We start from the raw sequence: 12,223 nt of genomic DNA, 5'->3' as shown, positions 1-12,223 counted from the left end.
AGGCGATCGCGTGAACGCGATCGTCTAGGCTTTCGAGCGGTCGCAGCGCGTGAGGAGGTCGGTCGTGGATCGCACGGGAACGAACCTTCCCGCCGTCGGCGGGTACAACCAGACGGTCGTTCTCGACGCCATCCGCCGCCGCCCCGAGGGGATCACCCGATCCGAGCTCGCCGCGCTGACCGCCCTGAGCGGGATGACCGTGACGAAGGTCTGCCGGCGCCTCCTCGACGCCGGCCTCGTCGACGAGCACGGCACGCGCACGAGCGGCCCCGGCAAGCCGGCGGCGGTCGTCAAGCTGAACCCGGACGGCGGTTTCGCGATCGGGGTCCACATCGACCCGGCGTCGGTGACCTACGTGCTCGTCGACCTGTCCGGCGCGGTCCGGGACCACGCGCGCACGGGCACCCCGACAGCGGGAGACCCGAGCGCGGTCATCGACGAGATGGCGAACGCGATCAGGGCGCTGATCGCGGGTTCCACCGTGGACAGCTCCCGCATCCTCGGCATCGGGATCGCGTCGCCCGGCCCGGTGAACGTCGACGAGGGCCTGCTCCTGAACCCGCCGATGATGCCCAGCTGGCACGGGGTGGCCCTGCGGCGCGCGCTCGCCGAGGCGACCGGCCTGCCCGTGCTGCTGGAGAAGGACACGACGGCCGCGGTCGTCGCCGAGCTGTGGTTCGCGGGCCCCGGCAGCAGCCGCGACTTCGCGTTCATGTACTACGGCACCGGTCTCGGCACCGGCCTGTCGGTGTCGGGCGAGGTCGTCCGCGGGCTCAGCTCCAACGCGGGCGACGCGGGGCACGTCACGGTCGACCCGGACGGCCCGGTGTGCACCTGCGGCCGGCGCGGCTGCGTCGGGTACATCACGGTCCCGCGGGCGCTCGTCGAACGCGCCGTGCTCGACGGCGTGCTCTCGGCGGCCGAGGCCGGCAACCTCGACGACACGGTGGACGTGGACGAGGCGTTCACCCGGCTGGCGGCCCTCGCCGCTGCCGGGAACCCCGGCGCGAGCGCGATCCTGACCGGCGCCGCCCGGTCCCTGGCCCGGGCGATCGTGGTGATCGTGAACCTGCTCGACATCGACGAGGTCATCTTCGGGGGGCCGTTCTGGGGGCGCGTCTCGGCGGCGATCCTCGACGCGCTGCCGGAGGCCGTGCGGAGCGACCCGGCGCTGATCTCGCCGCACCCCGTCCGGTTCGCCCAGTCCGCGATCCCCGTCGACGTCGCCGCCGTCGGCGCCGCGACCCTCGTGCTGGACAACACCTTCTCCCCCCGGCCGTCCGCCCTGCTGCTCGCGGCTGAGTGATCATGTCGAACTTTGTCCGCACAAACCGTTGACGGCGAATTTGAAAACATGATTTGCTAACCCGCCATGGCGCCCTTGCGGGTGACCCGGCAACGGCGCGTCATGCCCTCCGACCAGCGGACATCTCGAACCCCCCTGCCCGAGGTGTCGTCGCCGACCCGTCCGGCGTCCGTCGCCCGTCGCTTTCTGGAAGGAACTTATGAGCACCACGGTCACGCGCGTCCGCATCGCGGGTGCCGTCGTCGCCGCGGCAGCCGGCCTCGCCGGACTCGCCGCGTGCTCGTCGCCCGCTCCGTCGGGCGACGCGTCCGCACCCTCCTGCGAGCCCGCGAAGGGCACGGTCACCCTCCAGTACTGGAACACGGTTCCGGGCATGGACCAGGTCGTCGCCCTGTGGAACAAGAAGCACCCGAACATCCAGGTCCAGACCAAGAACATCTCCAACGACCAGTACGGCACCATCGGCAACGCCCTCAAGGCGGGCAAAGCGCCGGAGCTCGCCCAGGTCGGCTACGACGAGCTCCCCTACCTGCGCACCCAGGACGCCTTCGTGGACGCCTCGGCCTGCTCGGCGGCCACCGCGGCCAAGTCGAAGTTCGTGCCGTGGACCTGGTCGCAGACCAGCTTCGGCGGCACAGGCGTCTTCGCGTTCCCGCAGGACACCGGCCCGATGGCGCTCTTCGTGCGCAGCGACATCTTCAAGGAGCACGGCCTGGAGATCCCGAAGACCTGGGACGAGTACGCGGCGGACGCGCAGAAGCTGCACGACGCGGATCCGAACCTGAGCATCACGTTCTTCGACCCGAACAACGCCGAGTGGTTCAACGGGCTGCTGTGGCAGAACAGCGCCACGATGTACGCGTACGCGGGTGACAAGTGGCACGTCACCGTCGAGTCCGACCACAGCAAGCAGGTCGCCGGCTACTGGCAGAAGCTGATCGACGCCAAGCTCGTCCGCACCGACCTCGCCAACGGCTCGACCCCGATGTACGCCGCGTACCAGAAGAACCAGATCGCCACCTATGTCGGCGCCGCCTGGGGCTACAGCATGTTCCGCGACAACCTGCCCGACCAGGCCGGGAAGTGGACGATCGTCCCGATGCCGACCTGGGGCTCGAGCGCCGCGTCCGGAGACTGGGGCGGGTCCACCGTCGCGTTCATGAAGGGCAACACGCACCTGTACGAGTCGGTCGCGTTCAACTCCTGGCTGAACACCGACCCGGAGGCCCTCGCGCTGGAGAACAAGCTGGGCGGCCTCTACCCGGCGGCCCTCGCGGGCTCCGCGCTCCCCGCGCTCTCGCAGGGCGTCCCGTACTACAACAACGAGAAGATCTTCGACGTCTTCGCCGAGTCGTCCAAGAACATCGACACGAGCTTCACCTGGGGTCCCACGCAGAAGACCGTGAACCTGGCCCTTCAGGACGCCATGGCGAAGGCGGCGGCGGGCGGCGGCACGCTCACCGACGCGCTCTCGTCCGCGCAGGCGACGGCGCTGAAGTCGATGGCCGATCAGGCGATCCCCGCCGTGGCGGGCGACTGACCGCGGCATGACCGACATCGCGACCGGCACGACCGAAGCGGTGGCCGCGCCCGGGGACCTCCGCCGTCACAACGGCGGCGGCCCCCGGGCGAGCACCATCGTCGCGTTCCTCCTCCCGTTCTTCCTCCCGTTCGTGCTGTTCTACCTGGTGCCGATCGCCTACGCGGTCTGGCAGAGCCTCCTCGTCGTGCGCCGCACAGCCGGCCAGTACGGCACGTCGTACACGGCCTTCGGCGGTGTCACGCAGTACGCGCAGGTGTTCCAGAACGGCGAGCTCTGGGCCAGCATCGGGCGCATCGCCCTGTTCGGCATCGTGCAGGTGCCGGTCATGCTGTTCGTCGCGCTGACCATGGCGCTGCTGCTCGACACCCCCCTCCTGAAGCTGAAGGCGTTCTTCCGCGTCTCGGCGTTCATGCCGTACGCCGTGCCCGGCGTCATCGCCGCGATCATGTGGTCGTTCCTCTACTCGCCGCAGCTCAGCCCCGTGGTCGACGTGCTGAAAGGCATCGGCCTCCAGGCCGACTTCCTCGGCCCGGGCGCCGTGCTGTGGTCGGCGGCGAACGTCTCCACCTGGCTCTGGACCGGCTACAACATGCTGATCATGTTCTCGGCCCTGCAGTCGATCCCGCAGGAGCTCTACGAGGCCGCCAAGATCGACGGCGCGAGCAACTGGGCGATCGCGTGGCGGATCAAGGTCCCGATCATCGCCCCCTCGATCATCCTCACCACGGTGTTCTCGATCATCGGCACCCTGCAGCTCTACGCCGAGCCGGCCGTGCTGCGCCAGATCTCCTCGAACATCTCGAGCACGTTCACGCCGAACATGCTCGCGTACGCCGTGGCCTCCGGGAACAACTACCAGCAGGCGGCGGCGATCTCCGTGGTCATCGCCGTCATCACCTTCGTCTTGAGCTTCGGGTTCATGCGACTGACCGCGAAGAGGGCCGGACTGTGAGCACCCAGACCGCGATCCGGGAGAGCCGCGTCAGCCGCACGGCCGCCACGGCCCTGATGCTCGTCCTGGCGGTGTACTTCCTGCTCCCGATCTACTTCCTGCTCGTCGCGGCGACGAAACCGCAGGGCGACCTCGCCTCCACCTTCGGGCTGGCGTTCTCGCACTTCGACCTGGCCGAGAACCTGGGCACCCTGTTCACCCGCAGCGACGGCGTCTTCGGGCGGTGGGCGCTGAACAGCGTGATCTACGCGGTGCTGGGCGCCGCCGTCGGGACGCTGATCTCCGCGCTGTGCGGCTACGCGCTCGCCACGTTCACGTTCCGGGGCCGCGAGTTCCTGTTCAACGTCATCCTCGGCGGCGTCCTCGTCCCCACCACCGCGTTGGCGCTCCCGCTGTTCCTCCTGTTCTCCGCGACCGGGATCGTCAACACCTATCTCGCGGTGTTCCTGCCCAGCATCGTGAGCCCGTTCGGGGTCTACCTCGCCCGCATCTTCACCGTCGCCGCCGTCCCCCGGGAGATCGTCGAGTCGGCCCGGCTGGACGGCGCCGGGGAGTTCCGCACGTTCTTCTCGGTGGCGTTCAAGCTGCTGACGCCGTCGCTGGTGACCATCTTCCTGTTCCAGTTCGTGGGCATCTGGAACAACTTCTTCCTGCCGATGGTGATGCTGCAGAAGGAGTCGCTCTTCCCGATCACGCTCGGCCTCTACGAGTGGAACGGCCAGACCGCCCGCGTCTCCCTCCTCCAGGAATCCGTGATCACCGGCGCGCTGGTCTCGATCGTCCCCGTGATCATCGTGTTCGTCCTCCTCCAGCGGTTCTGGCGCACCGGGCTCGCCTCCGGCGCCCTCAAGTGACCCCGCCTCCCCGCTCCCCCGTCTCCCACCAGCAGAAGGTCCCTCTCCTCATGCAGAACTCCGCCGTCTTCGTGCCCCATTTCCACTGGGACCGGGAATGGTATGAGCCGTTCCAGGTGTTCCGGCACCGGCTCGTCACCGCTCTCGACACCGTGCTGGAGACGGCCGAGGCGGATCCGGACTTCCGGTTCACCGTCGACGGGCAGATGGCCGCGATCGAGGACTACCTGGAGATGCGGCCGGAGAACCGCGACCGGGTGGCGGCCCTGGTCGCCGGCGGCCGGCTCGCCATCGGGCCGTGGCTCATCCTGCTGGACGAGTTCCTCTGCTCGGGCGAGACCATCGTGCGCAACCTGCAGATGGGATGGGCGGCGGCGGCGGACCTCGGCGGCTCGATGCCCATCGGCTACCTGCCGGACATGTTCGGCCACGTCGCGCAGATGCCGCAGATCCTGGCGCGCGCCGGGTTCGAGCACGCGGCTCTGTGGCGCGGCGTTCCCGGCTCCGTCGGCGGTCACGCCTTCCGCTGGCGCGCCCCCGACGGATCCGAGGTGCGCACCGAGTTCCTCTTCGACGGCTACGACAACGGTCTCGACGTGCTGCTGGTGCCCGACCAGATCGGGCGGGCCCTGCGCGAGTACGCGGAGATGACGGCCGAGCGGTGGGGCGGCGACCCGGTGCTCGCGATGGCCGGCACCGACCACAGCGCGCCCGACCCGCGGCTCGCGACCTGGCTGCGGCGCGCGGCCGGCGAGGGGCGCGCCATCACCATCGCGACGCTCGACGAGTACATCCGCGAGCACGTGCGCGACGAGGTCTCCACCGTCGTCACGGGCGAGCTGCGCAGCCACGTGCGCGGCAACATCCTCCCGGGCGTGCTCTCCGTGCGGCTCCGGCTCAAGCAGCGGATGGCCGTGGCCGAGCGCACCGTCGACCACGCCGAGCGGGTGAACGCCCTGTGGTCACGGCGCGACGACTCGCCGTTCCTCTCGCTCGCCTGGCACAAGATCATCGAGTCGAGCGCGCACGACTCGGTCGTCGGCTCCGGCACCGACGAGACCGCCGACCAGGTCGAGGCGCGTCTCGCCGAGGCCACGCACGCGGCCCGGGCGGTGCGGGACGCGGCCCTCGCCGAGCCCGCAGCTCTGGTGCCGAGCGACGGCTACCTGGTCGTCAACCCGCTGCCGTTCCCGCGTACGGCGCTGGTCGAGGTGGACGTCGCGGCCGCGCCCGAGGGAACGGTCCTGGTGGCGACCGCCGGCGACGGCTCCGCGCGTCCCGTGCAGCCGACCGCTCAGGCCCCCACCGTGCTCGGCGACGAGCGCGTGGACGCCTCCCAGCTCGAACGCGTGCTGCGCCGCATCCACCGCCGGGAGCTCTTCGGCCGCCTGATCGACCACTACGAGCTGACCCCGGGGTCGCTCGTCTTCCACCTGGCCGAGGTGCCGTCCGGCGGACCGTTCGACCTGCTGATCCTGCGCCGGGAGGTAGCCGCCGCGGCCGCCGCGCATCCGGGTGAGTGGAGGGTGCTGACGCTCCAGGAGGCCCGCGCGACCGCGCTGGTGCCCGTCGACGTCCCCGCCTCCGGGCTCGCGAGCGTCCGGGTCGCGCCGGGCGACCGCGCCGCCGCCCTCTCGACGACGCCCGCGACGGCGACGGCCCGGACGCTCACCAACGGACTGGTCCAGGTCGAGATCGCCGCTGACGGCACCCTGGACGTGACCGGCGCCGACGGCACCGTGCTGCGCGGAGCCGGCCGGCTCGTCGACGGCGGCGACCGCGGCGACAGTTACAACTACGCTCCGCCGGGACAGGACGTCTTGGTGTCGGAGCCCGTGGAGGTCTCCGTCGAGCTCCTCGAGGACGGCCCGCTGCGATCGCGGACGCGCGTCACCCGCGTCTACGAATGGCCCGCCGCGCTCTCCTCCGACCGCGACCGGCGCAGCGGCCGGACCGTGACGACCCCGGTGGAGACGCTCGTGGAGGTGCGCGCGGGCGAGCCCTTCGTCCGGGTCTCCACGTCGTTCCTGAACCACTCCGCCGACCACCGGCTGCGCTTCCACGTGCCGCTGCCCGAGCCGGTCGCCGTGTCCGCGTCCGCCGGGCAGTTCGCCGTCACCGAGCGCGGGCTCACGGCCGAGGGCGGCTGGGGCGAGTACCCGATCCCGACCTTCCCGGCGAGCGCGTTCGTGTCGGCCGGGGCCGCCACCGTGCTGCTCGACCACGCCACCGAGTACGAACTCGTCGGCGACGGCTCGGAACTGGCGGTCACCCTGCTGCGGGCGATCGGCTCGATCAGCGTCAACATCCATCCCCTCCGCGACGAGCCGGCGGCGGCCGAGATCCCCGCGCCGGGCGCGCAGGACCTCGGCGTGCGCGTGGAGAGCCGTTTCGCCATCCTGCCCTCGGCGGCCGGCTGGAGGGGCGCGAACGCCGTGGCCCTCGCCGAGGTCTTCCGCAACGACGTGCTGGTCACCCGCGGCACCGCGCCGGCCGGAGGTCACCTCCCGCCGGACGCGGCCGGGCTCCGGGTCGAGGGCACGGACGTCCTCGTCTCGAGCATCCGCCGGGTCGGCGACGCCGAGCGCGGCGCCGGGATCGAGGTGCGGGTGGCGGCGATGAGCGACACGGGATCGACCGTACGGGTGACCGGCGCGTTCACGGAGGCCACCACGGTCGACCTGCTCGGCCGGCCGCTGTCCGCGACGCCGGTGGCGGACGGGCTCGAACTCGCGCTGGGCCCGTGGGAGATCCGCACGGTCGTGGTCCGGTAGACGACGGCATCCGTACGGAAGGGATGATGACGCTCGTGGCATCTCACGTTCCCCCCTATGTCGCGGACCCCGCGCCGTGGCACGGCGCGCTGCGGCCGGCGCGCTCCTGGCTGCGCTCCGACGCCCCCGCTCGATCACTGAACGGGCAGTGGCGGTTCCGCCTGTCGCCGACGGCCCGGGTGCCGGAGGACTTCGCGGCCGAGGGCTTCGACGACAGCGGGTGGGACCTCATCCCGGTGCCCTCCCACTGGGTGCTCCAGGGGGACGGCGCCTACGGACGGCCGATCTACACGAACGTGCGGTACCCGTTCCCGATCGACCCGCCCCACGTGCCGGACGAGAACCCCACCGGCGACTACCGCCGCCACTTCGACGTGCCGGTCGACTGGTCGGGAGCCGAGCGCGTCGTGCTGCGGTTCGACGGCGTCGAGTCGCTCTTCAGGGTGTGGGTGAACGACGACGAGATCGGCGGCGCCGCCGGCAGCCGGCTCGCCCACGAGTTCGACGTGACATCGTCCGTACGCCCGGGGGACAACGTCGTCGCCGTGCGCGTCCACCAGTGGTCGGCGGCCGGCTACGTCGAGGACCAGGACCAGTGGTGGCTGCCCGGCGTCTTCCGCGACGTCACCCTGATCGCACGGCCGGCCGGGGGCATCGAGGACGTCTGGCTGCGGACCGGGTTCGACAACGGGCGCGGACGCGTCGAGACGGAGGTCGTCGCCGACGCGGCGGCGTTCCCCGTCACCCTGCGCCTGCCCGAGCTCGGCGTCGAGCGGGTCTGGGCGACACCGGACGACGTGGCGCCGTTCGACGTGGACGGCGTGGAGCCCTGGTCGGCCGAGCGGCCCCGTCTGTACGACGTCACCGTGTCGTCGGTGGCGGAGAGCGTCGCCCTGCGGGCGGGGTTCCGCACGGTCGAGATCCGCGGCGACCGGTTCCTGGTCAACGGCCGCCGCGTCGTGTTCCACGGGATGAACCGCCACGAGACCCACCCCGAGCGCGGCCGCGTCTTCGACGAGCGGCACGCCCGCGAGGATCTGGCCCGCATGAAGCGGTTCAACGTGAACGCGATCCGCACCAGCCACTACCCGCCGCATCCGCGGCTGCTCGACCTCGCCGACGAGCTGGGGTTCTGGGTCGTCCTCGAATGCGATCTCGAGACCCACGGCTTCGCCCAGCTCGACTGGGCCGGCAATCCCAGCGACGACCCCGCGTGGCGGGACGCGTACCTCGACCGGATCCGGCGCACGGTCGAACGGGACAAGAACCATCCCAGCGTCGTCATCTGGTCGCTCGGCAACGAGGCGGGGACCGGCGCCAACCTCGCCGCGATGTCGGCCTGGGTCCGCGCGCGCGACCCCGGACGGCCCGTGCACTACGAGGGCGACCACGCCGGCGACTACACCGACGTCTACTCCCGCATGTACGCGTCGGTGCCCGAGACCGAGCAGATCGGCACCGACGGCTCGCGCTCCCCGCTGCCGGGCTGCACTCCCGCCCAGGCGGCCCGGCAGCGCGCCAAGCCGTTCCTGCTGTGCGAGTACGCCCACGCGATGGGCAACGGGCCGGGGGCGCTCGACCAGTACGAGGCGCTCGTGCACCGGCATCCGCGGCTGCACGGCGGCTTCGTGTGGGAATGGCGCGATCACGGCATCCTGACGACCACCCCCGACGGCACGCCCTACTTCGCGTACGGCGGCGACTTCGGCGAGGTCGTCCACGACGGCAACTTCGTCATGGACGGCATGCTGTTGAGCGACGACGTCCCGACCCCCGGCCTCCACGAGTACAAGGCGGTCGTGCAGCCGATCCGGTTCGCGTTCGAGGACGGCGACGTCGCGATCGCGAACCTGCGGCATTTGGCCGACACCTCCGACCTGCGCTTCCGCTGGCGCGTCGAGCACGACGGCACGGTGGTGGACTCCGGTGACCTGGAGGTTCCCGTCGTCACGGCGGGCGGGTCGGCGCGGGTGCCGCTCCCGCCGATCACGATCGCGGCGGACGCGGAGACGTGGCTCACCGTGGACGCGGTGCTGGCCGCGCCCACGGCCTGGGCGCCGGAGGGCCATGTGGTCGCGACGGCCCAGCTGGACCGCTCCGCGCGCCGTCCCGTGCCCGCCGTCCGGCACAGAACCGGGTGGCGGCCGGGCGACGGAACGACGACCCTCGGCATCGCCGAGTTCGCCGAGGGGTCTCTCGTGCGCCTCGCCGGCCGCGCCGTGACGGGCCCGCGGCTGGAGCTGTTCCGCGCCCCGACCGACAACGACGAGGGCGCGTCCGAGGACGTCGAGGGAAGCGACGCCAGTGTGGCCGGGGTCTCCAACGCCGGCCTGTGGCGTCGCGACGGTCTCGACCGGCTGACCACGCGGCTGCTGTCGGTGGAGCAGGCCCCGGACGCCCTGCGGACCGTCTCCAAGGTCTCCGCGGCGAACTCCGCCCTGTCGGTGATCGTGGAGTCCGTCTGGTCGCTGGAGGGCGGCTCGCTGGAAGGCGGCTCACTTCAAGGCGGACCACTGCAAGGCGGCGAACTCGAGCTGCGGGTGGAGATCGAGCCGTCGCGCGGCTGGCGGACGGTGTGGCCGCGGATCGGGATCCGCTTCGAGCTGCCCGACGGCACGGCTCCCGTGGACGGCGCCGAATGGTTCGGCCTCGGCCCGTTCGAGTCCTACCCCGACAGCCTCCGCGCGGCGCGAACCGGCCGCTTCTCCTCCGCGATCCGCGACCTCTCGGCCGAGTACGCGCGCCCCCAGGAGACCGGGCACCGGTCCCAGCTCCGTGAGCTGACGCTGACGAGTGCCGGCACCGCGGTGCTGCGCGTCGTGGCGATCCCGGACACGCGCGGCCGTCGCCCCGGCTTCACGCTCAGCCGCCACACGCCGCAGCAGATCGCCCAGGCGAGGCACCCGTACGAGCTGCCGGACTCGGCGACGAGCCATCTCATCGTCGACGCGGCCCAGCACGGGCTCGGCTCCCGGGCCTGCGGGCCGGACGTGTGGCCGGAGTTCTCGCTCCGCCCGGAGGCGCGCACGATCAGGCTCCGCATCGCGGCGGGCTAGGTCTCGCTCCCGGCGTCGTCCTGGTCGATGCGCACATCGGAGCAGGACCGCAGGACGACGTCGGGTGTGTCCTGCCCGCGCCGCACGATGCGGTTGCCCCGGAGGCGGATGCCGTGCGTGCTCCGCGCGTCGAGCGCGGGCACGCCGTCGAGCGTGAACCGGTTGCCCGCCACGACCACCCCGCGGTGGACCGGACGGCCCTCGTCGCACCGGGTGGTCCCCGGATCGAGCAGGATCGCCGGTCCGCCGGGGTCGAGGAACTCGTTGCCGCGGATCGTCAGGTCGCGCACCGGCCCGGACTCCCACCACTCCTGGGCGTCGCAGGAGACGTAGATCGCGGCCATCGCCGTCCGTTCGAAGCGGTTGTCCTCGATGAGCACCGGGCGCCGCGTGGTCACGAGGACGCCGCGCGTGGGCACGTTGCGGAAGACGTTGCCCGCGATCCGCACGCTCGGCGTCCGGGTGACGTTCTCCACCGCGGTCCAGCCGGCGAGGCCCTCCGCGAGCTCGGCGTCGACGGTGACGACGAGGGTGCGCAGCGGCCCGTCGTGGTCGCGGCCGCTCGGCTGCAGCGCGCTGCGCACCGTGGCGGAGCCGACCGCCCGGAGCGTGGCGCGGTCGACGAGCTCGACCTCGTCGCCCGGCGAGAACTGGGGGAACCCCGCCGTCTCCCGGTGCGGGTACTCGAGTTCGAGCGTGCGGCGGTCCGGCTGACCGGTCACCCGCAGGTACGTGCCGTGCACGTTGATCGGGTCGTCGTGCGGGCCGTCGAAGAGGCAGTCGCGCACCACCACCTGTCCTGAGCAGCCGGAGAACTGGAGGAAGTCGGCGAAGCCGGCGCTGTGCCGCCCGCTGTCCGGCGGCGGCCGGAACTCGCACTCCTCGACGGCGACGTCCCGGCTCGTCTGCGCGACCACGCCGAATCCGTGCAGGAAGCGGAACCGCAGCCGCGACAGCGTCACCTCGGAGCTGTCGAGCACGAGCCCGCCCGGGTGGTCGCGGGTGGTCGGCCGCATCGAGTAGACCAGCCCCAGGTCGGCCGGTTCGCCGTCGTGCTCGTAGTCGATCCGGATGTCACGCTCCCCCACCCGCTCGAGCGACCGTACGCGGTCGAAGAGGGGGTTGGGGCCGCGCCACGTCCGCCCGGCGGCGGGGTCGTGGATCTGGGTGTACTCCAGGCCGTCGCGCCCCGACCAGTCGATCGCGCCCGAGCCGAGCGCCTCCCCCTGCCAGCGGATCGAGGCGCCCTCGGCGGAGAAGAGCGTGGCCGCGGGCACCCGGATCACCCGGTAGGCCCGGCCCGCCGCGACGCCTGCGGCCACCACGGTGGCGTCGACGACCGTCGGCACCGCCATGTCGAACTCCAGCCCCTCGACGCGTACCCGCCGCGAGTCGACGACGGCGAAGGTCGTCTGACGCCCGTGCAGGACGAGACGGGCGCCCTCCCCCGCGATGACGAGGTCGTCCGCGGCCTCCACGAGAAGCGCGATCGACTTGTCGCGGTGTCGCGGGTCGTCCCCCACCGTGTTGGAGACGTACAGCTCGCGGCGCTGCGCGCCGTCCCGCCACAGGTGGTAGTCGCCGGGCGGGAAGCGGAGCAGCACCGGGCCGGCGGCGGCGCCCGCCGCGCGCAGCGCCGCCCGGACCGCGGGCGCGGCGTCGAGGTCGGGCCGGCCGGGGACCGCCCCGAAGCCGGTGACGTCGAGCACTGCCGGCGGACGCGGTGACGCCCAGCCGG

At 72.1% G+C, this 12,223-nt stretch carries 7 protein-coding genes; 6 read left to right on the top strand and 1 reads right to left on the bottom strand.

Annotated features, from left to right (window positions below; genetic code table 11):
- Window positions 1-64 precede the first annotated feature (64 nt).
- The 6 genes from MPTA5024_RS33840 to MPTA5024_RS33815 all read left to right on the top strand — a co-directional run bounded on the left by MPTA5024_RS33840 (window position 65) and on the right by MPTA5024_RS33815 (window position 10,485).
- Window positions 65-1,306 (top strand): ROK family transcriptional regulator, encoded by a 1,242-nt coding sequence (locus MPTA5024_RS33840; protein ID WP_036331818.1) that lies wholly within the window; start codon window positions 65-67, stop codon window positions 1,304-1,306.
- A 199-nt stretch (window positions 1,307-1,505) separates the two neighbouring features.
- Window positions 1,506-2,846: an ABC transporter substrate-binding protein gene (locus tag MPTA5024_RS33835; RefSeq protein WP_036331817.1), complete on the top strand. Its 1,341-nt coding sequence runs from the start codon at window positions 1,506-1,508 to the stop codon at window positions 2,844-2,846.
- Between the two features lie 7 nt (window positions 2,847-2,853).
- Complete coding sequence (locus MPTA5024_RS33830) at window positions 2,854-3,801, top strand: carbohydrate ABC transporter permease (protein WP_036331815.1); 948 nt, start codon at window positions 2,854-2,856, stop codon at window positions 3,799-3,801.
- Complete coding sequence (locus MPTA5024_RS33825) at window positions 3,798-4,655, top strand: carbohydrate ABC transporter permease (RefSeq protein ID WP_036331814.1); 858 nt, start codon at window positions 3,798-3,800, stop codon at window positions 4,653-4,655. Before MPTA5024_RS33830 ends, MPTA5024_RS33825 begins: the two co-directional genes overlap by 4 nt.
- Before the next feature lie 50 nt (window positions 4,656-4,705).
- The gene (locus MPTA5024_RS33820) at window positions 4,706-7,429 is read left to right on the top strand and encodes a glycosyl hydrolase-related protein (protein ID WP_036331807.1); all 2,724 of its coding nucleotides are present in this window, start codon (window positions 4,706-4,708) and stop codon (window positions 7,427-7,429) included.
- 35 nt (window positions 7,430-7,464) lie between these two features.
- A complete protein-coding gene (locus MPTA5024_RS33815) occupies window positions 7,465-10,485 on the top strand; it encodes a glycoside hydrolase family 2 TIM barrel-domain containing protein (protein WP_442922110.1) in 3,021 nt (1,006 codons plus the stop codon).
- On the opposite strand, the gene MPTA5024_RS33810 is transcribed toward MPTA5024_RS33815, so the two are convergent.
- Window positions 10,482-12,194 carry a right-handed parallel beta-helix repeat-containing protein gene (locus MPTA5024_RS33810; RefSeq protein ID WP_051458983.1) on the bottom strand — a complete coding sequence of 571 codons (1,713 nt, stop codon included), beginning with the start codon at window positions 12,192-12,194 and terminating at the stop codon, window positions 10,482-10,484. The two genes, MPTA5024_RS33815 and MPTA5024_RS33810, sit on opposite strands and share 4 nt — an antisense overlap.
- Window positions 12,195-12,223 lie beyond the last annotated feature (29 nt).

Source organism: Microbispora sp. ATCC PTA-5024, from assembly GCF_000511135.2.
In the GTDB taxonomy this organism is placed as follows: Bacteria; Actinomycetota; Actinomycetes; order Streptosporangiales; family Streptosporangiaceae; genus Microbispora; species Microbispora corallina.
The sequence above is the reverse complement of the archived record's forward strand: the minus strand, read 5'-3'. Positions and strand labels throughout refer to the sequence as shown.

What these genes read in the sequence shown, in the direction of transcription:
- MPTA5024_RS33835 (WP_036331817.1), top strand. Translation starts at nt 1,506, where the DNA reads ATGAGCACCACGGTCACGCGCGTCCGCATCGCGGGTGCCGTCGTCGCC.
- MPTA5024_RS33830 (WP_036331815.1), top strand. Translation starts at nt 2,854, where the DNA reads ATGACCGACATCGCGACCGGCACGACCGAAGCGGTGGCCGCGCCCGGG.
- MPTA5024_RS33820 (WP_036331807.1), top strand. Translation starts at nt 4,706, where the DNA reads ATGCAGAACTCCGCCGTCTTCGTGCCCCATTTCCACTGGGACCGGGAA.